This window comes from Paraburkholderia heleia NBRC 101817, from assembly GCF_000739775.1.
GTDB classification, from domain to species: Bacteria; Pseudomonadota; Gammaproteobacteria; order Burkholderiales; family Burkholderiaceae; genus Paraburkholderia; species Paraburkholderia heleia.
Genome location: NZ_BBJH01000003.1, coordinates 73111 through 97537, shown reverse-complemented (window position 1 = coordinate 97537; position 24427 = coordinate 73111). Strand labels below are relative to the sequence as shown.

The 24427-nt window shown below is 62.7% G+C and carries 23 protein-coding genes and 5 pseudogenes; 14 read left to right on the top strand and 14 right to left on the bottom strand.

Features of this window, described 5'->3' with window-relative positions; genetic code table 11:
* Positions 1-20: 20 nt before the first annotated feature.
* The 3 genes from BHE01S_RS02390 to BHE01S_RS02380 form a co-directional block, all read right to left on the bottom strand.
* Complete coding sequence (locus BHE01S_RS02390; RefSeq protein WP_042260189.1) at positions 21-1388, bottom strand: 3-carboxy-cis,cis-muconate cycloisomerase; 1368 nt, start codon at positions 1386-1388, stop codon at positions 21-23.
* 132 nt (positions 1389-1520) lie between these two features.
* Positions 1521-2180, bottom strand: coding sequence for a 3-oxoacid CoA-transferase subunit B (locus BHE01S_RS02385; protein ID WP_042260188.1), 660 nt, complete (start codon positions 2178-2180; stop codon positions 1521-1523).
* A gap of 17 nt (positions 2181-2197) precedes the next feature.
* Positions 2198-2905 carry a 3-oxoacid CoA-transferase subunit A gene (locus BHE01S_RS02380; protein WP_042260185.1) on the bottom strand — a complete coding sequence of 236 codons (708 nt, stop codon included), beginning with the start codon at positions 2903-2905 and terminating at the stop codon, positions 2198-2200.
* Positions 2906-3215: 310 nt separating this feature from the next.
* On the opposite strand from BHE01S_RS02380, the gene BHE01S_RS02375 reads away from it, so the two are divergent.
* Together BHE01S_RS02375 and folE are read left to right on the top strand one after the other, a co-directional pair.
* Positions 3216-4139 (top strand): LysR family transcriptional regulator, encoded by a 924-nt coding sequence (locus BHE01S_RS02375; RefSeq protein ID WP_042260182.1) that lies wholly within the window; start codon positions 3216-3218, stop codon positions 4137-4139.
* 91 nt (positions 4140-4230) lie between these two features.
* Positions 4231-4911 (top strand): GTP cyclohydrolase I FolE, encoded by a 681-nt coding sequence (gene folE / locus BHE01S_RS02370; protein ID WP_042260179.1) that lies wholly within the window; start codon positions 4231-4233, stop codon positions 4909-4911.
* 47 nt (positions 4912-4958) lie between these two features.
* Here the strand turns inward: folE and epsC are convergent, their stop codons facing one another.
* A complete protein-coding gene (epsC, locus tag BHE01S_RS02365) occupies positions 4959-5888 on the bottom strand; it encodes a serine O-acetyltransferase EpsC (protein ID WP_042260177.1) in 930 nt (309 codons plus the stop codon).
* Between the two features lie 125 nt (positions 5889-6013).
* Positions 6014-6247, bottom strand: a complete 234-nt coding sequence (locus BHE01S_RS02360) for a hypothetical protein (protein ID WP_028206369.1) — start codon at positions 6245-6247, stop codon at positions 6014-6016.
* Between the two features lie 306 nt (positions 6248-6553).
* Here BHE01S_RS02360 and BHE01S_RS02355 point away from each other — a divergent pair, with 306 nt between their 5' ends.
* Positions 6554-7012, top strand: coding sequence for a DUF3005 domain-containing protein (locus BHE01S_RS02355; RefSeq protein WP_042260690.1), 459 nt, complete (start codon positions 6554-6556; stop codon positions 7010-7012).
* 464 nt (positions 7013-7476) lie between these two features.
* Complete coding sequence (locus BHE01S_RS02350) at positions 7477-8181, top strand: helix-turn-helix transcriptional regulator (RefSeq protein WP_042260176.1); 705 nt, start codon at positions 7477-7479, stop codon at positions 8179-8181.
* On the opposite strand, the gene BHE01S_RS02345 is transcribed toward BHE01S_RS02350, so the two are convergent.
* Positions 8165-8479 carry a helix-turn-helix domain-containing protein gene (locus BHE01S_RS02345; RefSeq protein WP_042260174.1) on the bottom strand — a complete coding sequence of 105 codons (315 nt, stop codon included), beginning with the start codon at positions 8477-8479 and terminating at the stop codon, positions 8165-8167. The genes BHE01S_RS02350 and BHE01S_RS02345 overlap by 17 nt on opposite strands.
* A 168-nt stretch (positions 8480-8647) precedes the next feature.
* Between BHE01S_RS02345 and BHE01S_RS02340 the strand changes: the two genes are divergently transcribed.
* Positions 8648-9238 carry an acyl-homoserine-lactone synthase gene (locus BHE01S_RS02340; protein ID WP_042260171.1) on the top strand — a complete coding sequence of 197 codons (591 nt, stop codon included), beginning with the start codon at positions 8648-8650 and terminating at the stop codon, positions 9236-9238.
* A 138-nt stretch (positions 9239-9376) separates the two neighbouring features.
* Here BHE01S_RS02340 and BHE01S_RS02335 read toward each other — a convergent pair whose 3' ends face one another.
* Positions 9377-10939 (bottom strand): MFS transporter, encoded by a 1563-nt coding sequence (locus tag BHE01S_RS02335; protein WP_042260688.1) that lies wholly within the window; start codon positions 10937-10939, stop codon positions 9377-9379.
* 325 nt (positions 10940-11264) lie between these two features.
* On the opposite strand from BHE01S_RS02335, the gene BHE01S_RS02330 reads away from it, so the two are divergent.
* From BHE01S_RS02330 to BHE01S_RS02320, 3 genes are all read left to right on the top strand, one after another.
* Complete coding sequence (locus BHE01S_RS02330; protein ID WP_042260168.1) at positions 11265-11726, top strand: universal stress protein; 462 nt, start codon at positions 11265-11267, stop codon at positions 11724-11726.
* Positions 11727-11907: 181 nt separating this feature from the next.
* Positions 11908-12663 carry a helix-turn-helix domain-containing protein gene (locus BHE01S_RS02325; RefSeq protein WP_084068491.1) on the top strand — a complete coding sequence of 252 codons (756 nt, stop codon included), beginning with the start codon at positions 11908-11910 and terminating at the stop codon, positions 12661-12663.
* Positions 12664-12797: 134 nt separating this feature from the next.
* A complete protein-coding gene (locus BHE01S_RS02320) occupies positions 12798-14078 on the top strand; it encodes an SUMF1/EgtB/PvdO family nonheme iron enzyme (RefSeq protein ID WP_042260166.1) in 1281 nt (426 codons plus the stop codon).
* 125 nt (positions 14079-14203) lie between these two features.
* Here BHE01S_RS02320 and BHE01S_RS38640 read toward each other — a convergent pair.
* Both BHE01S_RS38640 and BHE01S_RS36410 read right to left on the bottom strand, forming a co-directional pair.
* Positions 14204-14358, bottom strand: a pseudogene (locus BHE01S_RS38640) (IS6 family transposase); the annotation flags it as partial.
* A 35-nt stretch (positions 14359-14393) separates the two neighbouring features.
* Positions 14394-14615, bottom strand: a pseudogene (locus BHE01S_RS36410) (IS3 family transposase); the annotation flags it as partial.
* 104 nt (positions 14616-14719) lie between these two features.
* Here BHE01S_RS36410 and BHE01S_RS38900 point away from each other — a divergent pair.
* From BHE01S_RS38900 to BHE01S_RS02305, 4 genes and pseudogenes are all read left to right on the top strand, one after another.
* A pseudogene (locus BHE01S_RS38900) lies at positions 14720-14854 on the top strand (IS6 family transposase); the annotation flags it as partial.
* On the top strand, positions 14812-15090 hold the full coding sequence (locus tag BHE01S_RS38895; protein ID WP_245639635.1) for a hypothetical protein: 279 nt from the start codon (positions 14812-14814) through the stop codon (positions 15088-15090). The pseudogene BHE01S_RS38900 and the gene BHE01S_RS38895, both read left to right, overlap by 43 nt.
* A gap of 255 nt (positions 15091-15345) precedes the next feature.
* Positions 15346-15747, top strand: a complete 402-nt coding sequence (locus BHE01S_RS39480; RefSeq protein ID WP_281177735.1) for an MFS transporter — start codon at positions 15346-15348, stop codon at positions 15745-15747.
* A complete protein-coding gene (locus tag BHE01S_RS02305) occupies positions 15717-16493 on the top strand; it encodes an MFS transporter (protein ID WP_281177734.1) in 777 nt (258 codons plus the stop codon). Before BHE01S_RS39480 ends, BHE01S_RS02305 begins: the two co-directional genes overlap by 31 nt.
* 130 nt (positions 16494-16623) lie before the next feature.
* Here the strand turns inward: BHE01S_RS02305 and BHE01S_RS02300 are convergent.
* The 4 genes and pseudogenes from BHE01S_RS02300 to BHE01S_RS02285 all read right to left on the bottom strand — a co-directional run.
* A pseudogene (locus BHE01S_RS02300) lies at positions 16624-17339 on the bottom strand (aldo/keto reductase); the annotation flags it as partial.
* A gap of 483 nt (positions 17340-17822) precedes the next feature.
* Positions 17823-18578: a c-type cytochrome gene (locus tag BHE01S_RS02295; RefSeq protein WP_245639620.1), complete on the bottom strand. Its 756-nt coding sequence runs from the start codon at positions 18576-18578 to the stop codon at positions 17823-17825.
* A gap of 739 nt (positions 18579-19317) precedes the next feature.
* Positions 19318-19648: pseudogene (locus tag BHE01S_RS38890) on the bottom strand (MFS transporter); the annotation flags it as partial.
* 132 nt (positions 19649-19780) lie between these two features.
* Positions 19781-20905, bottom strand: coding sequence for a mandelate racemase/muconate lactonizing enzyme family protein (locus BHE01S_RS02285; protein ID WP_042260156.1), 1125 nt, complete (start codon positions 20903-20905; stop codon positions 19781-19783).
* A gap of 127 nt (positions 20906-21032) precedes the next feature.
* Here BHE01S_RS02285 and BHE01S_RS02280 point away from each other — a divergent pair, with 127 nt between their 5' ends.
* Both BHE01S_RS02280 and BHE01S_RS02275 read left to right on the top strand, forming a co-directional pair.
* Positions 21033-21959, top strand: a complete 927-nt coding sequence (locus BHE01S_RS02280) for a LysR family transcriptional regulator (RefSeq protein WP_042260153.1) — start codon at positions 21033-21035, stop codon at positions 21957-21959.
* A 132-nt stretch (positions 21960-22091) separates the two neighbouring features.
* A complete protein-coding gene (locus tag BHE01S_RS02275; protein WP_042260150.1) occupies positions 22092-23399 on the top strand; it encodes an MFS transporter in 1308 nt (435 codons plus the stop codon).
* A gap of 43 nt (positions 23400-23442) precedes the next feature.
* On the opposite strand, the gene BHE01S_RS02270 is transcribed toward BHE01S_RS02275, so the two are convergent.
* Entirely contained in the window at positions 23443-24381 is a 939-nt protein-coding gene (locus BHE01S_RS02270; protein ID WP_084068488.1) for a dihydrodipicolinate synthase family protein, read from the bottom strand.
* Between the last annotated feature and the right edge of the window lie 46 nt (positions 24382-24427).

Below are 24427 nucleotides of genomic sequence, written 5' to 3'. Positions count from 1 at the left end.
TCCTCGTGTGTCTTCGATGATCAATGGGACGTGCGCTGCCCGGCGTTCGCTTCATACGCCGCGAGCACCGCGTCGACGAACGCGTGCGCCTGTCCCACGTAATTGGCCGGATCGAGCAGCGCCTCGAGGCGCGCTTCGTCCAGGTGCCTCGTCACGGCGGGATCCGCCGCGAGGACTTCGTACAGCGTGCGGCCGCTTTGCACCGCGGATTTCGATGCGTGCTCAACGAGATGATGCGCGTCCAGACGCCCGATCCGGTCGCCGAGCGCGAGCATCACGGCCTCGCCGAGAATGAGGCCGTGCGTGATGTCGAGATTCGCCGCGAGCCGTTCGGGTCGCACTTCGAGTCCCGCCGTGATCTGTTGGGTCTGCGCGAGCGCGCCGCCAGCGAGGCGCGCGAGATCGGGCAGCGCATCCCACTCGGCCTGCCAGCCGCCGAGCGCGCGTTCGTGTTCCTGAACCATGCCCGCGAACACGGTTGCGACGAGGCCCGGCGCGCGCGTGGCGGCCGTCAGGACGGCTGCGCAACCCACGGGATTGCGCTTGTGCGGCATGGTCGAGGAACCGCCCTTGCCCGCCGCCGCCGGTTCGCCCAGCTCGCCGATTTCGGTCTGCATCTGCAGGGAGATGTCGCGCGCGATCTTGCCGAGCGTGCCGATGAGCATGCCGAAAAACGCTGCGGCTTCGGCAATGCGGTCGCGCTGCGTGTGCCACGGCAAGGCAGGCAGCACGAGACCGAGTTCCTGCGCGAGCACGGCGCTCACCGCCGGGGCGGCGTCGCGCAAGCTCGCGAGCGTGCCGGCCGCGCCGCCGAACTGCAGCACGAGCGAGCGCTCGCGCAGCACGACGAGGCGTTCGCGATGGCGCAGCATCGCGTCGAGCCACTGCGCGAACTTCAACCCGAGCGTGATCGGCAGCGCCTGCTGCAGCCACGTGCGCCCGATCGCCGGCGTCGCGCGATGCGTGCGCGCGAGGTCCGCCAGCGTCGCGCACAGCGCGTCGATGCCGCGCTCGATCAGCGCGAGCGCGTCGCGCAGCTGCAGCACGGTGGCCGTGTCGATGATGTCCTGGCTCGTGGCGCCCCAGTGAACGTACTTCGCGGCTTCGGGGTCGGCGGCCTTCACACGCGCCGTGAGCTGCTTGACGAGCGGGATCGCCAGATTGCCGCCCAGCGCGGCGTCGCGCGCAAGCGCCGGCGCGTCGAGCTGATCCGCCGCGCAGGCCTCGACGATCGCGGCCACGGCCGACTGCGGAATCACGCCATGCGCGGCGCAGGCGCGCGCCAGCGCCGCTTCGACATCGAGCATGCGTTGCAGCGTGGCATCGGGAGACCAGACCGCATTCATCGGCTCGGTCCCGCAGATCAGGCTCGTGAGGCGTTCAATCATGGAATGTGGCGCGTAGAAAAATGCAGGCGTTCAGGGCGTACCGATGGAACGAAGCGGGCGCGGCAACCATCGACGAATGCCGACGGCTGCCGCGCCGTTCACGTGCGCACGATGCGCACGTCTATGGACAGTTTACGCTGCGCGACGGTTTTGCGTCGCGTCGATCAGCGGCACGCCGGCGAGCTTCTGCAGCGCGTCGAAATCGATGTCCGAATAGATCTCGCGCACGGCGAGGCCTTCGGGCGTGACGTCGAACGCGGCGAGGTCGGTATAGATGCGGCCCACGCAGCCCACGCCCGTCACCGGGTACGAGCATTCGCTCACGAGCTTGCTTTCGCCCTGCTTCGTGAGCAGTTCCATCATCACGAACACCTGCTTGGCGCCGAGTGCGAGGTCCATTGCGCCGCCCACGGCCGGAATCGCGTCGGGCGCGCCGGTGTGCCAGTTCGCGAGGTCGCCGTTCACCGACACCTGGAACGCGCCGAGCACGCAGTAGTCAAGGTGGCCGCCGCGCATCATCGCGAACGAGTCGGCGTGGTGGAAGAAGGCGCCGCCGGTGAGCAGCGTGACGTGCTGCTTGCCCGCGTTGATGAGCTCGTCGTCTTCCTCGCCGGGCGCGGGCGCCGGGCCCATGCCGAGGAGGCCGTTCTCGCTGTGCAGGAAGATTTCCTTGCTCGGATCGAGGTGGTTGGCCACCAGCGTCGGAACGCCGATGCCGAGATTCACATACGCGCCTTCGGGAATGTCCGCGGCCACGCGCTTGGCCATTTCATCGCGATTCAGTCGTTTCATTGCCTCTCTCCGTTCCTTCAGGCTGCCTGGCCGCTTTGGCCGACGTGCGCTTGATGCGCCGCTTGCGGCACTTCCACGACGCGTTGCACGAAGATGCCGGGCGTCACGATGTTTTCCGGATCGAGCTGACCGAGTTCGACAACTTCCGAAACCTGCGCAATGGCGACCTTCGCCGCGCTCGCCATGATCGGGCCGAAGTTGCGCGCCGTCTTGCGATAGACGAGGTTGCCCCAGCGATCGCCCTTATACGCCTTGATGAGCGCGAAGTCGGCGTGCAGCGGCGCCTCGAGCACATAGTGCCGACCGTCGATCAGGCGCGTTTCCTTGCCTTCGGCCAGCTTCGTGCCGTAGCCCGTGGGCGTGAAGAAGCCGCCAATGCCGGCGCCCGCGGCGCGGATGCGCTCGGCCAGGTTGCCCTGCGGCACGAGTTCGAGTTCGATTTCGCCGGCGCGATAGAGTGCGTCGAACACATACGAGTCGGTCTGGCGCGGGAACGAGCAGATGATCTTGCGCACACGCTTCGCCTTGAGCAAGGCGGCCAAGCCGATGTCGCCGTTGCCTGCGTTGTTGTTGACGATGGTGAGGTCGCGCGCGCCCTGCTCGATGAGCGCGTCGATCAGTTCGGCGGGCATACCGGCCGTGCCGAAGCCGCCGATCATCACCGTGGCGCCGTCATGCACGTCGGCCACAGCGGCTTGAAGCGAGTCGAAAATCTTGTTGATCATGCCTGTTCCTGAAAGCGATGCGCATCGCGGAAGGTCCACGTCACCCGATCGCGAAAAGTTCTATATACGAACACCGATTCGTTTAGCGAACGTCCAGCGCATTATCGGAGCGTATTCAACGGCTTGTCAAGGCGGGTCTACCCACACAGGCCATCGACGTCATGCCGGCGCCGATGCGCGCCGGATCGCACGCGCTGCCCGCCCGTCAAGCCGGGCGCGTTCGTGGGCACATACCCCAATATCCGGAATTGCGATTCATCGACTAGTCTTTATCCGATTTCGACATAGTCAGCGCCGCTGCCCCGCCTGGATGCAAGACCTCGATCTGAATCTCATCCCCTTTCTCGTGGCCATGGAGGAAACGCGCAACGTGAGCCGCGCCGCCGAACGGCTCGGCGTGAGCCAGCCGCGCGTGAGCACGGCGCTCGGCAAGTTGCGCGAGTTCTTCGGCGACCCGCTCTTCGTGCGCACCTCACGCGGCATGGAGCCCACGCCGCGCGCGCTCGGCCTCATTCCCGCCGCGCGCGACGCGCTGGTGCGCATCGAGAAAGGCATGCTGCAGGCGCAGGACTTCGATCCCGCCACGAGCACGCACACGTTCTCCATCGCGCTCTCCGACGTCGGCGAGATCGTGTTTCTTCCGCGCCTCCTGCAGGTGTTCGCGAGGCGAGCGCCCAACGCGAACCTGCGGTCGGTGTCGCTGCCGCCAAACCAGGTCGAGCGCGGCCTCGAATCGGGCGACATCGATCTCGCGGTCGGTTATTTTCCCGACCTCGGCGGCAACAACTTCTTCCAGCAGCGCCTGTTCACGCACCGCTTCATCTGCATGATGCGCAGCGGCCATCCGCTCGCGGGCAAGCCCATGACGATCGAGCAGTTTCTCGCCATGGGCCATGCCGTCGTGCGCGCCGAGGGGCGCAGCCAGGAAGTGCTGGAACAGTATCTGGAGAAAAGACGCATGCGCCGCCGCGCCGTGCTCGAAACGCCTCACTTCATGAGCCTGCCCTTCATTCTCACGCGCTCCGACCTCATCGCGACCGTGCCGCATGCAATCGGCTTCGCCTATGTGTCCGAGCATGCATCGATCACGCTAGTCGAACCGCCGCTGCAGTTGCCGCGTTTCGATCTCAAGCAGCACTGGCATCGCAAGTATCACAATGCGCCGCGCGGCGAATGGCTGCGCAGCATCGTGGCGGAACTGTTCAACGACGCCATGGACGAATGGCCCAAATGACCCCCTCGCGCCAGGCACGGCAAAACATGAAACAATGTGCGTTCGTGGTGCACGCCAAAGCGGCGTCCTCCCACAAGACAGGAGCCCATGCATGAGCGAAGAAAAAAAGGCCGGGAAATCCAGGCAAGGCGCGAGCCAGAGTGCAAAGCCACGCAAGAGCGCAACCCGCGCGACCGTCGTGCGTCCGTCACGCGCCGAAGCCGAGGACGCCGTGCGCGTGCTGTTGCGCTGGGCCGGGGACGACCCTGCTCGCGAAGGACTGATCGATACGCCTGCGCGCGTCACGCGCGCCTACGAGGAGTTCTTCGCAGGCTATCAGGTCGATCCGCGCGAAATCCTGTCGCGCACCTTCTCGGAGGTGGACGGCTACGACGAAATGATCGTGTTGAAGGACATCCGCTTCGAGAGCTACTGCGAGCACCACATGGTGCCGATCATCGGGCGCGCGCACGTGGCGTATTTGCCCGAGCATCGCGTGGTGGGCATCTCGAAGCTCGCGCGTCTCGTCGACGCATTCGCGAAGCGCCTGCAGATTCAGGAGAAGATGACCGCGCAGATCGCCGACACGCTCAATGAAATCCTCCAGCCCAAGGGCGTGGGCGTGATACTCGAAGCGGCGCATCAATGCATGTCCACCCGCGGGGTGCACAAGGCGGGCGTGTCGATGGTGACGTCGCGCATGCTCGGCACGTTCCGCTCCGATCCTTCCACGCGCCGCGAGTTTCTCGCGATCGTCGGCAATCCGGGCGCAATGAGCGTCGCGAATACCTGAACGGAACCTGCAGAAAAAGAACGGGATGGCGTGTCCCGTTCCCCTCCTTACTTCATCGGGCTTTCATCGCCCCGCTCGATCTCGCGAATCTTGCCCTGGCGCACGCTGCTGCCCGGCGGCACACTATGCGTGAGCCACACGTTCCCGCCAATGACGGAGCCGCGCCCGATCGTCACGCGGCCGAGGATCGTCGCGCCCGCGTAGATCACCACGTCGTCCTCGACGATCGGATGGCGCGCATTGCCCTTCACGAGCGTCCCGTCGAGGTCGGCCGCGAAACTCTTCGCGCCGAGCGTCACGGCCTGATACACGCGCACGCGCTCGCCGATGATCGCCGTCTCGCCGATCACGACGCCCGTGCCGTGGTCGATGAAAAAGCTCGAACCGATCTGTGCGCCCGGGTGAATGTCGATGCCCGTTGCCGAATGCGCGATCTCGTTGATGAAGCGCGCGAGCAGCGGCACGCCGAGACGGTGCAGTGCATGCGCGAGCCGGTGATGCGTCATGGCCCAGACGCCCGGGTAGCACAGCAGGATCTCGGTGATGTGCTGTGCGGCCGGGTCGCCCGTGAACGCCGCCTGAATGTCGCTCACGAGCAGCGCGCGAATCTCGGGCAGTTGCCGGCCGAACTCGCGCGCCACGTCGAAGGCGCGCGCGCGCAATTCGTCGTCGCTCGCCTGCGAGCTTTCCGGCAGGAAGCGCAACGCGCGGCGAACCTGCTCGGCAAGCAGCCGCAAGGTGCTGTCGAGCGTATGGCCCACGTAGTAGTCGATGCTCTCGTCGGTCAGGTCGGGCGCCCCGTAATGCGTCGGAAAGAGCGCCGCGCGCAGGCCGGCGACGATGTTGACGACCGCATCGCGCGACGGCAGTTCGCGGATACCGAGTGGATGGCGCGTGCGGTGCCGCTCTTCACGCGACGCACGCAGATCGGCGACGATCTGTTCGAGGCCCCAGTCGGGGGAAGCAGTTTTGGACATGGTAATGCGGCAGCGGACGCAGGGGCCGTGCGGGAGTCAGTGTATCGACCCCAGAGATTACCGCGTTTTGCGGGAGTTCGCCGAAGCGCCCGCGGAGACGGGCGAGGCCCGCGTGGCGCACGCGCTCACAGCGTGACCGTGCTGGCGTCGATCCACCGCACGGCCCAGTCGCGCGCATGGGCGATGGCGGCCGCCTCATCGGAAAAACGCAATTCGGCAGGGAAAAATCGATTGGCAACCAGTTCGCCGTCGCTCGAGCGCGAAATCACCACATACGGTTGATACGTGCCGTCACCGGCACGCGCCGGTGCGCAATTCAGCAAATAGCCACGATGCGTAAATGCAGCGTCGAAGTGCATGTGTGTCACCCGCCCCTGACTGCCTCGTCCATTTTTTTTGGCGCGTGCATTCAGGATCGTGCGGCAAAGCCACAGCATGAGCCCTCGCCCGGCCCATTAATCGAAAGCGCGCCAACTCGTTGAAAGAGGATCATACTCCTGGGAAAAAGCCCAAACCAACGAAAAAAATGCAACATCGCTGGAGGCGTTCTCCTGGCGAACCGGCTTGCTTTCACCCCGATTCAAGGGTGCGGCGCTGCAGCGGAACGGCGCTTGCGGAATGGCCTGCTGAATGCAGGCACCCAGATCTTCCAAGGAGGAAGCATCATGAATCGTCCCGACGACATGCAAACTGCGAATGCGGGAGATGTGAGCGCGTCGCCGTCGCGCCCGCGCAGCGCCGAACTCCACAACGACCGTACGCACGACAGCTCGGTCGATACCGACGGCAAGAACCGCGAGGCGGCGCGCCTGGCGGGCGAAGGCTACATCGGCCCCGACGAAGTGACGACCAGCAACGCGACGCTCGTCAACAGCGTGGCCGAAGCGAATGACGGCCTGGCGGGCTTCGACAGCCGCAAGGGTGTGCACCGGCTGCCGATCGCACTGGAGTCCGGATATGAGGTCGTCGACCTCGGCATGAGCGCGCCCGAAGAGCCCGACGACGTCGAGGGGCAGCGGAACGCCGCGCGCGAAGCGGGCGCGCGCCGCAGCCCGGGACGTCTGCACTTCGCCCTCAACCATCTGCGGCCGACGCGCGTGATCGAGTTGCTGCGCAAGCCCTGAACAACGAATCGCCGCTCACCAGGCGGCGAATCGTTTGCGATTATCCAGGCGATATCGCAGCAATGGCGGATACAGACAGTCTCCAGTCGAGTGCGGTTAAAACTCGAAATGAAAAGCCTGAAAATTAATGAAAGCCGATAAATCGCCGGCATTATCCGTCGAGTTGCGCGCTTTTGCCGCTTTCGAAGTGGCGTCCGGCTTTATTTCGTCTGCGGCGCAATGCACTGCTCTCGTGCGGACCCGCGCTTGTTCAGGAGACGCAGAATTCACTCCGATGTCACCGAAATCTGACAGAAATGACCCTACAAAGCGGGAGGATTGCAGACGAGGGGGGATCAGACAGGAATTTAGTGATAAATTCTTACATCATAAGAAGCGAGGAGCGAGTGTCTGAGGGCCTGCCCCGCGATCTCGCCCAGCGCCGATGGAGAGTGTTGAACGTGCCTCTACATTTTATTGAGCAGATGTCGCCCGTGCTCGAGGCGCCCGAAGAGGCGTCGTGGTTCGACGCGGTGGCGAAGCTCGCCAGTTCGTGGGGATTCAGCCAGATCATGCTGGCAATCCTGCCGCGCCCGGGCATGAGGCTCGAGGATGCGTTCATCCGCACGAACTACTCGGCCGCCTGGCGGCAGAGGTACAACGACCACGGTATGGCCTACTTCGACCCGACCGTGTCGCATTGCACCACGCGCTCGGCGCCGCTCATCTGGTCGCCGGAGCTTTTCGCGACCGAGCAGCAGCAATCGATGTATGAGGAGGCCCGCTCGTACGGGCTGCGCGCAGGCATCACCCTGCCGATCCATGGCCCGCGCCAGGAAATCGGCATGCTCTGCTTCGTCAACGACGCGAATCCCACGGACAAGTTCTGGGACGACGTGAACCGCGCGCTGCCGAATCTCGTCCTGCTGCGCGATCTCGTGCTGGACACGAGCCAGCGGCACCTGAACGACCATGCCCAGTCGCTGATTCCCAAGCTCACGCCACGGGAAAAGGAATGCCTCAAGTGGACTGCGCTAGGCAAGTCCACCTGGGAAATTTCTCACATCCTGAATTGCTCTGAAGCCGTCGTGAACTTCCACATGAAGAACATTCGCGGGAAGTTCGGCGTGAACTCACGGCGAGCGGCAGCCGTGATTGCGACCCAGATGGGTCTTATTGACCCGGGCTAAGCACCATCGGTGCCTCGCCGCGCAGCACGCGCTCGGCACGGCCAAGGTCGCCGTCCGAAATCGTCTTGTTGAAATACAGCCCGAGCAGAATCGACACCGGCGGCGGAATCTCCGCGCCCGACTCGAACCGGCTGCCGCGCGACTGCGTCACGCCGAAACGCGCCCAGAAGCGGCGCTGGCTCTCTTTCTTCTTCTTCCGATACGCAATGATCAGGACGCGGTCGACGACCGAGGACAGATCCCCCGGGGACGACGTGGTATTCGCACCCGAGTGCCATTGATTGCCCATAAGTTCCATGATGACTCTCGCTGTCAGATATGCCTGATGAGTGACTGCCGCGGAAGTGATTCTGCTTGTGAGGCCCTATCTGCGCACCTACCTATCTAGATAGGTGTTTTTTTATATTCATAACGCATAGCTTTCGAACCGTACTGCCGCGCTTCCACACAAATCGGGAGAGTTGTCATGCAAGCTGCGATACGGATCGGACTGAGACAGGACTTCGACAACGAGGACATCAATGAAATGTACCGGCTGCGCGCGCGCGTGTTCCGCGACCGCCTGGGCTGGGACATTCCCACCATCGCGGGGATGGAAATCGACGGCTACGATGCGCTCGGGCCCCATTACATGCTGATCCAGGACGGCGCAGGGCAGGTGCGCGGCTGCTGGCGCCTGATGCCCACCGAAGGCCCCAACATGCTGCGCGACACCTTCCCGCAACTGCTGCAGGGCAAGGCTGCGCCCACCGCCCGCAACATCTGGGAACTGAGCCGCTTCGCCATCGAGTCGGGCAACGACCAGGCATTCGGCTTCGCCGACGTGACCATGAGCGCGATGCGTGCGGTCGTCTCGTTCGCCGACCGCACGGGCATCAACAGCTATGTGACGGTGACCACGACGCCGATGGAACGCCTGCTGCGCCGCACGGGCATCGAACTGACGCGCCTTGGCGCGCCGATGCGCATCGGGGTGGAGAATGCCGTCGCGCTGGAAATCGCGATGAGCCAGCAAACGCACCACGCGCTGTTCGGGGCGATGGCCCACGCCGCCTGAGGTGACGCCGCGCAGGCACAGATACGCGCCGGCTGGATGTGGCGGCCTCTCCCGCTCAGCCAGGCGCACCGGTGTTTTTGTCAGACAAATACAGCCCAAACACCTGCGCCGGCCGCCTACACCCGAACGCGGCCGGCCCTAGTCGGCCTTGACTTCGGGGGCGCGCGCCTGCGCGCTTTTCTGCGCCGCCGAGGCACTGCGGCTGAAGCGGATGTGGGAAATCCGCCCCACGCACAGCGCCGCCGCGAGCGCCGCGCAGCCCGTCAGGCCGATGCCCAGATGAATCGCATCCACCAGTACGTGGCGCACTGCATCGATCAGCGCCGCGCCATCGAGCCCCGCCGCCTTCATCTGCGCGACGAGGCCCTCGCGCAGCGACGGGTCGATCAGCACGCGCGGATCGGCGAGCTGGGGTTGCCAGCGCTGCTGCAGCGGCGCGCCGATCACCGCCAGCGCGTCCCCCACCCCGGCCGCATAGCGATGGTTGACGATGGTCGCCACGACACTGGTGCCGAGCATGCCGCCCACCATGCGCGTGGATTGCAGCAAGGCGGTCGTGATGCCGAAGCGCTCCCGCCCGGCAATTTCCTGGCCGAAGATATTCAGGTTGTTCAGAATGAAGCCGAGCCCGATACCCACCGCCGACATCGCCAGTTCGAGCCAGAGATGCGCCGTATGCCGGGACGCGAAGGCAAGACCGGCGCAAGCCGCGACCAGCAGGCTGAAGCCGGCCGTGAGTATCGTCGTGGGCTTGCGCAGCCGGATCACGATGCGCGTGTTGATCAGGCTGCCTAGCGCGATACAGGCGGCGATCGGCGTGGCGAGCAGCCCCGCCTCCTGGGGCGACAGCCCGAAGCCGCCCTGCAGCAGGAGCGGCGCAAAAAAGATCAGCGAGAACATCACGAAGCCCGAAAGCGTCGAGAGCGTAAATAACGTGACGATCTGCGGGTCGCGAAACAGGTCGAGCGGGATGATCGGGTGCGTCGCGCGGCGCTCGCAGGCCAGCAGTGCCGCCGCGCCGGCGAGTACCGCCAGCGCGAGCGCGGCGTTGCCGGTCGTCAGGCCGCTCCCCGGCACCGCCTCGATCAGCGTCTGGAAACCGCCCAGCACCAGCGCGACGAGCGCGGCGCCCGGCCAGTCGATACGCACCTCGCCGGTGCGCGCCGGCTGGTAGCGCGGCAGATGCGCCCAGATAAAATAAAGCGCAAGCGCGCCGACCGGCAGATTGACGAGAAAGGTCGAGCGCCAGCCAAAGTGCTCGCTGAGCCAGCCGCCCAGTGAAGGCCCCGCAGCCGTGCCGATGCCGTAGGCGGCCGCCATGACGACCTGCCAGCGCACCCGCGCACGCGGGTCGGGAAAGAGATCGGGAATCGAGGCGAAGGCCGTGCCCACCATCATCCCGCCGCCAACGCCCTGCAGCGCGCGCGCCGCTGCCAGAAAACGCATGTCGGTCGCGAGCCCGCACAGCACGGAGGCCACCGTAAACACGATCACTGCGGCGATCACGAAGCGCTTGCGGCCAAAATAGTCGCCGAGCCGGCCGAACACGGGCACTGTCACGACCGAGGCCAGCAGGTAGGCGCTCGCGATCCACGCGTAGAACGCGAAACCGTGCAGTTCGGCGACGATCGAGGGTAAAGCGGTGCTGACGACGGTCTGATCGAGTGCGACGAGCATGTTGACGAGGCCGATGCCGAGCATGGCCAGCAGCGCGTCGCGAAACGGCAGGTTAGCGGAGGAAGGTTTCACGGGAGGGCAGACTGCGCGGAGCGAAAAAGAGGCAACGATAGCGATATGCGGCTGCGCGTGCAACATAACGACATAGCAAACAAAATCGGGCGGCGCTGCGATATACCGACGCAACGTACTTGATCTTCCTTCCTGTACCTTCCACATTTCATACAGTCCGGCTGCGTGTTCACTTGCGATCCATTAAGCTTCTCGCCAGTCACGACACGCCGCGCCGCCTCGTTCCCGCATCGCCCGGGGCCGCGCGATTCTCGATCCCACTCAATGAGGAGGTCTTATGTACCAACGCATCCTTGTCGCCGTCGACGGCAGCGCCACGTCGCGCCGCGCCTTCGAAGCCGCGCTCGACCTGGCGAAGGCAATGGGCGCGACGCTGCAGCCGTATTACGTGATTGAGAACACGCCCATGTATTTCGACGCGCCGGGCTACGACCCGTCGATCCTGCGCAACCAGATGATCGCGCAGGGCAACGAACTCGGGGAAGAAATGAACAAGGCGATGGGCGAGCGTGGCGTGCAAGGCGCCATGCTCACGGGCGAAGCCTCCTCGCTCGACGACGTGCCGACGCTAGTGCTCAACGCAGCGAGGACCGCAGGCGCGGACCTGATCGTGATGGGCACGCACGGCCGCCGGGGCTTCCAGCGCCTCATCCTCGGCAGCGTGGCCGAACGCTGCGTGCGGCAGTCCACGCTGCCCGTCCTCCTCATCCCGTCGGCCGCCGGAAGTGCCGGGCAGTAGTCGCGCTGAGTACAGGCAGTTTTCTCGTTATTGGAAAGTCGCTTGCGCGCCGTCAGACGCCGCGTGAGCGGCTTCTGACGAGCCTCAAAGCAATTCATCTTAAATACGCGTCGCTTTGCCACTAATTTGAGATTGGCCCCCGGTAGACAATGCCTGGACAGAAATCAAAGGAGCATTGTCCATGCTGAACCATACCGCTGCTTCTCATACCACTGTGCGTCGCAGCAATCGCACGCCCCCGAACGCGCCGCGCACATCCACGCGCTGTTCGGCTTGCGCCCTGCGGCACCTGTGCATGCCACGGGGGCTCTCGCTCGACGACCTGCCAAAGCTCGAAGCCTTGATCTGCTCCGCGCGCAGTGTGCGGCGCGGCGAAGCCCTGTACCGCGTCGGCGACGCATTCGACAACCTCTACGTCGCGCGCTCCGGCTCGCTCAAGACGGCCATGGCGCACCGCGACGGCCGCGAGCAGGTCACCAGCCTGCGCCTGGCCGGCGACCCGCTCGGCCTCGACGGCATCAGCACCGGCTTCCACACCTGCAGCGCCGTGGCGCTCGAAGACAGCTCGGTCTGCCTCATTCCCTACTCGGCCCTCAAGTATTTGTGCCGCGAAACTGGCGCCATGCAAGACCGGCTGCATCGCCTCATGAGTGAGCAACTGATCCGCGAATCGTTCCAAATGATGGTGCTCGGCTCGCTCTCCGCCGACGAACGCGTCGCCTCGTTCCTGCTGGACGTTTCCGAACGCAACGGCCAGCGCGGCTATTCGCACGCGGAGTTCAATCTGCGCATGACGCGTGAGGACATGGGCAGCTATCTCGGCATGACGCTCGAAACGGTGAGCCGCACCCTGTCGAGATTTCAAAAGCGCGGCCTGATCGACGCACAGGGCAAGCTGATCCGCATCATCGACATCGAAGGTCTGCGGCATCTGTAATTCGCGGCAAACCCCGGCCGGGCGTCCGGCCCCGGGTGGCCGCGCCGCGCCGCGTTGGCACGGCAACTCCGTTGGCACAACTCCTGCGCAGGGTTAAAGTTTCGTACTACGCCCACACCAGGAGAATCGCCGAGATGCCTCTCCCGCAATCCCCCACGCTCACCGCGCGCCTCGAAGCGGCGCGCAGCGCCAGCGACGCGCTCTTCCACGTCGTCAAGCCCGAGTTTCTGTACGAGCGGCCCATTCGCGAGCGGCACCGCATCGTGTTCTATATCGGTCATCTTGAAGCATTTGACCGTAACCTCTTCGACAAGCGCCTGTTCGACCTGCCCTCCACCGATGCGCGCCTCGACCAGCTGTTTGCGTTCGGCATCGACCCTGTCGATGGCGGCCTGCCGACCGATGTGCCCGCCGACTGGCCAGAACTCGCCGAAGTGCTCGCCTACGGACGCGATGCACGCAGCCGCATCGACGCGCAGCTCTCGACGCTCCACCTGCCGCCCGATGCCTCGAATCACGACACGCCAGGGCAGTTGCTGAACGTCGCGATCGAACATCGGCTCATGCATGTCGAAACGCTCGCCTACATGCTCCATCAGATGCCGTTCGGGCAAAAGCAGGCGCCCGCCGCAACGCTCGCGCGCGTCGACCCGCTCCATACGGTCAAGGCAGGAACCGTGCAGGTGCCCGCGGGCCGCGCGGAACTCGGCATGACCGCCGAGCGTGGCCTGTTCGGCTGGGACAACGAGTTCGGAGAACAGCAGGTCGACGTGCCGGCCTTCGAGATCGACCGCTATATGGTGACGAACGGCGCGTTTCTCGAATTTATCGAGGACGGCGGCTACAGGAAGCGCGAACTCTGGAACGACGCGGACTGGGCCTGGAGGGAAAGCGCGCACGTGGAGCACCCCGTATTCTGGTCGCGCGGCCCCGAAGGGTGGACACTGCGCACGATGTTCGAAGACATCGCATTGCCGCTTGCATGGCCCGTGTATGTGAGCCACGCCGAAGCCAGCGCCTTTGCGCGCTGGCGCGGCATGGCGCTGCCAAGCGAGGCGCAATGGCAGCGCGCGGCGCACGGCGCGCTGCCTGGCCGCAGCGACAACTTCGATTTCCGCGACTGGAACCCGGTGGCCGTCGACGCCACGCCAGACAGCGCCAGCACGTGGGGCGTGGAAGGCCTGTACGGCAACGGCTGGGAATGGACCTCCACGCTCTTCGGTCCGCTGCCGGGCTTCAAGGCGTTCCCGTTCTATGAAGGGTATTCGGCCAACTTCTTCGACGGTCAGCACTACGCAATGAAAGGCGGCTCGCCGCGCACGGCCCAATGCATGTTGCGGCCAACGTTCCGCAACTGGTTTCAGCCGCGTTATCAGTATGTTTATGCGGGATTCCGGTGCGTGTGGGGGGGGTAAATAAGGCATATGTTGACCGCTAAAACGTCCTTATGCTTTATTGCGACTACTAGCAGACTTATGCTTTATTACCTAAATCGAATACTGAGGCGAACAGAAAACGTGTGTATTGTGTCTCGGGACGATTATGACTTCCCCAACCCTTTAGCGATCGTATGCATCAACTCAATGCCGCCGGGCAGTATGCGCATCGGAAATCCTTGAAGCCCATCGTTGGCCGCGTCCGACGTTTGATCGCACGATGATCGTGTTCCACGATATTGTCCAGGTACTTCGCTTGACTGAGGTCGGTCGGAATCGGTGGAGGCAAACGCGTTAAGCTGCGGTACGATCCAGATAGAATCGCTGTGTAAATGCGGCAGGCGACAGGTAGTCCAGACGGGCCTGCGTGCGCTGCCGGTTGTAAAACATTTCGATGTATTCGCTGATCGCGAGTCTAGCCTGCTCGCGTGTAGTGAATCGCCGATGGTAGATCAGCTCGCTCTTCAAAGAACCCCAGAGCGATTCGATCGGCGCGTTATCGTAGCAGTTGCCGGGCTCATCGACGCGCGCATGCCGACTGCCTGACGATTTTCTCGTAGGCTCTGTCGCGCTAACGTGGTCAAGTAGAATCTGTCAGACCGCAACGCATGACGAGCACGATGGCAAAGACGAAGACGCCGCGCAAGGCGCGGCCCGCTGGCATTGGATAGGTACTGAAGCGGCTGCATTATCCACTGGATGTGGTCCTGTTGTGCGTCCGATGGTATGTGGCGTATTCGCTGAGCTTGCGCAACTGAGCGGCGAAGCGGCGTCCGTGGGAGTCGGGCTCATCAATACGATCGGCACGCTTGCCGGATTCCCTGGGCCCTATGCAACGAGCTGGCTGCGCGACGCCACGGGATCGTATCAGGCGCCCATGCTGCTCGTTGCAGCATTGATGTTTATCTCCGCGATCGTGGTGGTGCTCGTCGAACGCTCGGCTCGCACAGCCTCGAGGCTCGACACGAGGCCTTCTGGCACCCCGTCATGAAATCGCGCTCCCGTCTCAGGCACCATTTCGTCATGCAGATTGTTGAGCGAACAGGCAATTCAACGCTCACGTGCCATGCCTGCAGCACGTTCTCGCGGCTTGTATGATGATGGCTCCGGTGTCGCGGCAACGTAGTCTCGCGTCGTCGCCGGCCATCTCCCTGAAATGCTTGTTGACTTGTCGGTAATTTTGATGAAACGGTCATTCAGTACCCGTCATTCTGCTTCCGCTTTCATTTCAATCGCGGTCGCTTTCATGATCAATATGATGGGCACGACACTTCCCACGCCCATTTATCGGTTTTACCAGCAACAATACGGCTTCACACCGACGTTGATTACCGTAATCTACGCGTGCTATGCCGTTGGCGTTCTGGGCGCACTGCTCACGGTCGGCAACTGGTCTGACCAACTCGGTCGCCGGAAGATGTTGTTTGCGGGACTGTGTGCCTCCGCTGCTTCTGCCATCGCATTCGTCACCAGCCACGGGGCAACCGGTTTGATGGTGGGGCGTTTGCTGTCCGGGCTTTCCGCAGGCATATTCACCAGCACGGCCACCGTCGCCGTGATCGAGCTCGCGCCCCCCCATGGCAGCCGCAGGCGACGCTGGCAGCAACCGCCTCGAACATGCTGGGACTTGGATTCGGTCCATTGCTGAGCGGCATACTCGTCGCCCTGCTCCCGCAGCCGACCATCGTGCCTTACGCCGTCCATCTTGCATTGGTGTCTCTCGCGCTCATCGCCGTCTGGCGCGCGCCCGAAACTGCGCGCCCTGCTGCGTGCACGAAGCTGCGGTTTCAGCGCATTTCATTGCCCGTGGAAGTGCGCGACGCATTTATTCCCGCTGCGCTCGCCGGCTTTGCAGGATTCGTCGTGGTCGGCTTCTTCGCTGCCGTGGTTCCGCAATTGATCAGTGCGCTGCTCGGATATCACAGCAGCGTGCTGATCGGCGCACTCGTTTTCCTGCTTTTCGCCTGCTCGGCCATTGGGCAGATCATTCAGGCACGCATCGCCGCGCAGCATCGCCTCACAGCGGGCTGCATCGGTCTCGCGGTGGGACTGACCGCGATCGCATTCTGCGTCCTGGACCGATCGCTGACGACGCTTGTCGTCGGCACGATGATCGCAGGCATCGGCCAAGGCGTGAGCTTCAGAGCGAGTCTCGGCGATCTGGCTGCGAAATGTCCGTCGAATCGGCGCGCGGAGGTGACCTCGAGCTTCTTCGTGGTGCTGTATATCGCAATCTCCCTGCCGGTTATCGGGCTAGGTTTCGCCGTACAGCGAATCGGCATTGCGCACGCCACTTTGCTATTCGCGATTCTGACGACACTGACCGTGCTAATCGCACTGTGGCTCATCGTGCATCGTCAGCGGAACCCGATCGAATCTGCGGCGGGGCGCTGACGGCGATTTCTCGACCGAAGTCTGCGCCCCTGTGTGCCGCCGCGATGTCGCCGCCGTTCGACCGCATCGAGCACGAAGCGCAAGGCTACGTGCGTACGCAATCCCGACGAGGCAGGCGGCAGCCCACGTCTTCGGTCTGGTGAAGGCGGACGTCGCCTCGACCAGCACGGCTCTCGGGTGCGGGTTCGGCGTCCGCACCATACTTGCCGGTCAGCACCCCGCGGGCAAGCGGGCTGTACGCGATCACGCCGAGGCCATATCGGTGAGCCGCAGTCAGTTGTTCGGCTTCGGCCTGCCGATTCGCGATGTTATAAAGCGGCTGGCTGGCGGCTGGCGCTTCGAGACCGAGCGCCTATGCGGTATGTGCAAACTCAGCGATCCTCCAGCCGCGATGATTCGAGAGGCCGTAATACCGGAGCTTGCCTGCGGCCACGAGATCGTTGAGTGCACGCACAGTCTCGTCGACCGGCGTTTTCGGGTCTTCCGCATGCAAATAGAGAAGGTCGATAGAGTCGGTATTCAAGGGCTTCAGGCTGGCTTCGACGGACCGCACGACATGCTTGCGCGAAGCGCCCCTGCCATTGACGTCACCGTCGCCGATTGGATTGACGAACTTTGTTGCAAGCACCCATCGGTCGCGGCGGCTGGCGATGCAGCGACCCACCACACGCCCGGATTCGCCGCGCGAACAGCGTCGGCGGTATCTATCGAATTGACGCCCTGCTCAAATGCTTTGTCTACAATGCGCGCCGCGGTCACGTCGTCGGTGGACTCGCCGAACATCATTGTGCCTAACGTCAGCGCAGACACCTTGATGCCGCTACGTCCAGGCTGTCGATATTCCATCATTGATTGCCGTCCCGGAATTCAGCACCTCCCGGCCCCGAGCAGGCGGCACCGCCGTCGAAGACCGGACAATAATTCGTGGAGTTGCCGCGTACTAAACGAAGCCATGACGCATGACGTCGGGGGCGGCCGGCGCCCATACGTGCGCCGTATGGCAAACCGGCTCACCGCTCGTACTTCTCGACGAACTCTTCTGCAGTGAGGCTACGAAAGTCGGCTAGCGCCGCGTCGATCCGATCATGGCGCCAGTCCCACCATGCGATGCATTGAAGCGCGGGCGCAGGACGCGCGCAGGCACGCCGACAACGATCGCATAAGGCTGCACGTCCTTCGCACGACGGCCGCGGAACCGATCGCGGCCCCTGTTCCAATGAACTCGCTTCTACGAACCACTGACGTAGGATGAATCTCCGGGTGTTTACTCATCCAGATTACTACGAATATGTGTACGTCACCCAAACCACACTCGAAGCAACACTTTAGCTAACGTGGCAGGGTCGACAAGTACGCGGCAGCGTCCACGATTTGTGCCTCGGACAGGTGCGCAGCCACGGCTGTCATCGTCCCGGGCTTCGCGCCGCCCTGCGCTGCGCGTGCCTGGAATTCGTGGAGACGCGCGACCGTGAAGCTGGCCGGTTGCCCCGCAATACTGGGAAAACGTGCACCGTTCCCCCTGCCCCCCGCTGCGTGGCAACTGAAGCAGGCCGCAACACCCGTTCCATCGCCGAACTGCGCAAGCTGTGCGCCGGCACGTGCTTCATCGCCTTGCGGCTGTTCCTGGGCAACGACGGGAGGATGTTGGGCCGCGAAGTAACCGGCCACGGCTTGCATGTCCGCGTCGGAAAGCGTGCGCGCAACCGGTTGCATGATCGAACTTGCGCGCGTGCCTGCCTTGAACATGAACAGTGCGTGGGCCAGGTATTCTGCATCCTGCCCGGCGAGCCGGGGCGCCGCAACCGCCATGGAACCTTCGCCCCTCGCGCCGTGACAAGCGGCACAGGTAGCGATCAGCCCATCACGCGGAGTGGCCGCTGCAGGATCGGCAATTGCCGGAGTAACACGAAAGAGCGCGCCAATCGCCAATACCAGCACATACGCAACCCGGGTGGTGAAATGAGCCGTGTCGAAGGCGACAGCTTTTCGGCCATGCGGTTGATTGCGTGTCGCTGCGAACATCTCACGCTGCCTGCGACGCGATTGTCGTGCTTGCAGAGATTGCAATGCGAAGGACTTTGACATGGTTTGCGCCAACCTATTTTCAACGAGAGGAAATTATTGAGCGCACCAGACTCCCTCGCAAATAGGCACTTCGAATCGTCGCGATATACCCTGACTATGACGCCGCCGCAATCGCCGCGTTCAAAGGGCAACGCCCGTGTGCAGACGCCTTCTCGGGATGATGTCCACTTTTTTGCGTATTGGACCCGCATCGCGATGCCACTGGAAACATGACGGATTTGTAATCAGCCTGCCATCTTGCGGTTATCCTCAGCGAACGTAAATACGAGGTATTTGAGTAACGCCGTTCGCCCCGACCGTATTCGCATTGCGCTCTGGCCAGATCGTATCTACGACGATGGATGTCGTTGGTGCTGAAGCTGCGGTCTCGCGAATAATTTTTATGATTGGTAAGGTTTACAAAATATGAGATCTGAGCTTGCACCGACTGCATGCGCCACGCGCCAATGCTCACAGCTGCGCATCAACCGCGAGCATCGTTCGTAATTTGAAATCACTGCAGGCATGCTCCTCCCATCTCTTCTCTACCTCGCTGCGAGACCACACAGTCCTGGTCGCCTCACTTGTTTGCACTGGCACGATTCTGGCTCCTTTCAACCATGACGTATGTCGGATACGCCTGCCAGCAACAACGAGGTCCTCACCTTTCTGCAGTGTTGTTCGACGAACCCGATAGTTTTCATGCCATCGCCTGGCGGCCGCGACCCAGTAGTAACCGACCTCTGGCTCGCAAGAACAGCGAGCCGGCCATTACGACCTGCCAGCGCATTCGAACGCGTGGATCGGGGAATAGATCGGGGATCGCCGCGAATGCCGTGCCTACCATCATGCCGCCGCCGATCCCCTGCAGTGCCCCTGCGAATACGAGGCCCCTACGTTCGGCGCGAGCTCGCAGAGCGCGGAAGCGCCTGTAAGATAGCTACAGAGACGATCGATGCAAGCAAATAGATGCTTGCGATCCAGGCGTAGTACTGTGCGCCCTTGAGATCCGCGACGTTGGAGGGCAGCGCGGTACTGACGACGGTCTGATCGAGGGCAACGAGCATGTTGACGAGACCGATCCCGAGCATAGCCAACAGCGATTCACGGAATGGCCGACTCGCCGCCTTGTCATGTGGCTACGCATGGCGGCCCTCACCACGCCGCATGCGCGCCCCCCTCATTCTCATCGACTTCCCGCGCCAGGTGAATCGCCCGGCATCTCATCTTACTTCGGTCCACTTACCACATTTCGCCACCGCATCGTCATCGAACGAGAACCCCAACCCAGGTTCTTGATGCAGTGCAATCCGGCCGCCCTTTTGCGTCAACTGGCGATCGATAAGGCGGCGGAAATTCAACACCTGATCGTCCCAGAAGAACTCAACATAGCGCGCGGTCGGCGTTGCTGCAACGAGTGGCGCGTGCACGTCATGAAACCAATGCGGACACATGACGACACCGTAGCTGGCCGCGGTCGCAGCAATGCGCCGCCACTCCGAGATGCCTCCGCATACCAGCGCGTCGGTCTGAAGAATCGCCGCTGCCTCTTTGTCCAGCAATTCCTTGTGATACCACCGGCCATAACCGATCTCGCCCGTTGCGATCGGCACGCGTGTCTGCTTCGCGAGACGCGCATGGTTATCCACGTCGTCGGGCGAGAATGGCTCCTCGATAAAGTACGGATCGTATTGTTCGAATCGGCGCACGAACTGAAGCGCCTCCGTGACATCACGCCATCCGTTGTTGATATCAATCATAAGTTCGACGTCCGGACCGATCGCTTCGCGTGCCGCACGCACACGGGCTTCGTCCTCGGCTGGCGACAAGCGACCAGCCTTCATCTTCACCGCCCTGAACCCCATCTCCACATAACTCGCCATTTCGTCGCCGAGCATCTGCGGCGTCTTGGCGTCGAGGTAATAGCCACCGCTTGCATAGGCGGGAACCGTATCGAGTTCCACAGCGCCCAGGTATTTGTGAATCGGCAAGCCGTGCGTGCGAGCATTGAGATCCCAGAGTGCAGTGTCCAGAATGCTGATTGCGCGCATGACCGTGCCCGATCGGCCTTGCAGGAGCGATTCCCGATACATTGCCTGCCACAAGCCTTCGACGGCATACGAGTCCTGCCCGATCAGCACGGGAGCGAGCAATTGCTCGACCGCCACGCGTAGAAGTTCGCCTGCTGCGCTGCCGACATAGCAGAACCCGATGCCTTCGACACCATCGCTCGAGCGGACCTTGACCAGACCGTACTCGCGCTTCGACACGGTGCGTGTAGCGAACGATGTCACCCGGTCCAGCGGAACGACGGCCGCGCAGATGGAAATCGACTCGATTCGTGGCATGTCGGCACTTCCTTTTTGAAAGGCGAACGCGTTGTCCAATTCACCGCTATACGCAATCGAGTGTGCTGGTCCCAGACCATAAAAAACAGTATCCTTTACCTTCTTCACAAGATAAAACTTTTTATTGATGGACTCGCGCTATCTTCAGAGCTTTGTCTACGTCGTTGAACTCGGATCGATCGCAGAAGCTGCGCGGCGGCTCGACCTGACGCCGGCCGCCGTAGCCCAGCGCGTCAAGATGCTCGAAAATGAACTGGGGATGAAACTCGTGCGCCGCTCCGGGCGCACCGTCGGAACGACTGAAGCCGGCGAGCGTATTCTTGGCCGCGCACGCACCGTGCTTCATGAAATACGCGACCTGAAGTCCGACCTGAACGATTCGGCGACACTGGCTGGCCAATTGCGCCTCGGCGGTACGCCCACGATGATGACGAGTCTGATCCCTGACGTCCTCGCCAACCTGTTGACTCGTCACCTGCAAATAGACATCTACCTGGAACCCGGCACTTCGACGGAGTTGTACCGCAAGGTCGTGAATGGCCATCTCGACGCCGCAGTCCTCGTGCGTCCGCTTTTCGAGCTTCCAAAAAACTGTGAATGGCACACGTTCCGTGAGGAACCGCTAGTGCTGTTGACGCCCGCCTCGATGCAGGTCACCGATGTCCACCATACGCTGCGAACGCAGCCATTTTTGCGTTACGACCGGAACGTCGTTGGAGGCCAGCTCGCCGACGCCTATTTGCGGCAGCACGGCATCTTGCCGCGTCAGCGCTGTGAACTCGACGGGTTGGACGCGCTCGCCGTCCTGACCGATCGAGGGCTTGGCGTGACGCTCGTTCCCGATTGGCGCATGGCACCGTTTTCGGGTCTTTCGCTGAAAAAATGGCCGTTGCCATATCCATTCCCCAAGCGGGTCGTTGGGCTGTTGTGGAACCGTTCGTCTGCTCGCGTTCGGCTCGTTCATGTATTTCGTGAAATGGCCGTTGAACAACTGCGTGGCGCCGAGACGAGGAAAGGGCAAACCGGTCCTTCGTCTGGCGAGACGCAAAAATAACTGTTGTCTATAGCAACGAGCAACCGCTTCCTCGATGAGAGGCGTCACGCGATACTGCGCTCGCCGCCACCGCGTGACCCTTGCGGATCACTTGTACACTACCTCGAACTACGGGGCGGGCAAGGAGACACCATGTTCGTCCGCACCCCGATTGATCAAGCGTTCGGTGCCACCGAAGCCGACTCGCTTTTCAGGCGCGTCGCGTGGCGATTCATGCCGCTGCTGTTCGTCGGCTACGTGATTGCCTATCTCGACCGCGTGAACGTGGGTTTCGCAAAGCTGCAGATGGTCAATGCGCTGCACTTCAGCGAGGCAGCGTATGGACTCGGCGCCGGGCTTTTCTTCATCGGTTACTTCTTTTTCGAGGTGCCGAGCAACATGCTGATGCACCGGCTGGGCGCCCGGCGCTGGATTGCGCGCATCATGGTAACGTGGGGTGCATTGTCGATCGCCACGGCTTTTGTCCGTACGCCGACGATGTTTTACGTCATGCGCTTTATGCTCGGCATTGCGGAAGCGGGCTTCTTCCCCGGCATGGTTCTTTACCTGACCTACTGGTTTCCCTCCCACCGGCGGGGCAAGATGGTCGCGCTGCTGATGGCTGGCAATCCGGTCTCTGGATTGTTTGGAGGTCCGCTTTCCGGCTACATCATGTACGCCATGCACGGTACGCTGGGCATGGGCGGATGGCAATGGCTCTTCATCATCGAAGCCTTACCCGCAATCGCGCTTGGCGTTGTGATCTTTCTCTTTCTCGACGACCGGGTCGCCGACGCGCACTGGCTCGGCACCGAGGACAAGCGCTTGATCCAGGATGAGATCAATGCGGACGCCTCGACGCACACGCACAGTTCGGTGCGGACGGTGTTCACCTCGTTGCGCGTCTGGCTGCTGTGCCTGATTCTTTTTGGCATCGTGATGGGTTCTTACGCGATCGGCTTCTGGCAGCCCACGATCATTCGCGGCACCGGTATTCACGATCCGCTCACGATCGGCCTGCTGACGATGGTCCCGTACGCGGCAGCGCTGGTCGCGATGATCGCGACTGGCCGGAGCGCAGATCGCACACGCGAGCGGCGGCTTCACGTTGCCATACCTGCCGTTGTCGCCGCACTCGGCTTCGCGATCTGCGCGTTCAACGGCGACCATGCGCTGCTGTCGATGATCGGCCTCACGCTTGCCGCGGGCGGAGTGGTCACGGCGCTGCCGATGTTCTGGGCTCTGCCCACCTCATTCCTTGGCGGCATGGGAGCGGCAGCCGGTATCGCACTGATCAACTGCACGGGCAATCTCGCGGGGTTCATCAGCCCAGCCATTATTGGATGGCTGAAGACCGCTACACATACCTTGACGTCAGGGCTGCTCGTCGTCGCGGCTTCGCTGGCGCTGTCCGCAATACTGATTCTGGTGCTGATTCCCGCCAGGCTGGTCAACAAGTGACTTTCCACAAACGCCGGCGCGACTGAATCGCGCCGGCCATCCCTCAGTTCAACTCCCGCAGCCTCCTCGTTTGACGCGTCACCAGGCGCTCAACGTCTGCGACATCGGCGGAAGACAGCCGGGGGCCGGGTCTACGCAATGTCGGTGATGCGATCACGCCGCGTCGCGCCATGAGATACTTCCTCACGGCAAGACCGATGTTCGACTGCTGCTCATAGCGGGCAAGCGGCAGATAGGCGTCGAAAATGTCATGTGCCCGCTCGACGTCGCCGCTCGCATGAGCCGTGCACACACCTATCATCATCTCGGGGTAGGCGAAGCCCGTCATCGCACCGTCGGCGCCGCGTGAAAGCTCCTCCGGCAGGAATAATCCGCCTCCGTTGCCGGTCAATATCGAAACCCGTCTGACATCGCCATTTTCGCTTGCCGCGCGGATGGCGGACAGCTTGGCCAGTCCAGGCGAGTCCTCATGCTTCAGCATTACGCAGGTTGGCGAATTCTTCATGATTCGCAGTACCACCGAGGTGGACATCTGCACGCCCGTCGACGTGGGATGGTCCTGGAGGACCCACGGACAGCTCTCGCCAAGCGTTGCAGTCACCATGTCGAAATAAGCGACGATCTGCTCGTCGGTGCGCAAGGTCGACGCCGGCGCGACCATGACCCCGGAAGCGCCCATATCCATGACGTCTGACGCTAATTCGCGCATGGGCGCAAACCCCGGCGCCGACGCACCGACCACGACGGGCACCCGCCCTGCCACCCTCTCCAATACGCGCTTGACGAATGTGCGCGATTCGAGCGCCGTGAGCTTCGTCGCCTCCCCCAGAATGCCAAGAATCGTGAGCCCAGTCGCGCCCACTTCGAGGTAGAAGTCCACCATGCGATCCGTGCTTGCCGGATCGAGCGTGCCGTCGTCGGTAAATGGCGTCACCGCAAGCACATATACGCCTTTCGCACTTTCATCCAATAGCCTGGTCACAGTACACTCCTGAATGATCGAGTATGCGGCGGGATGCTAACGCCCT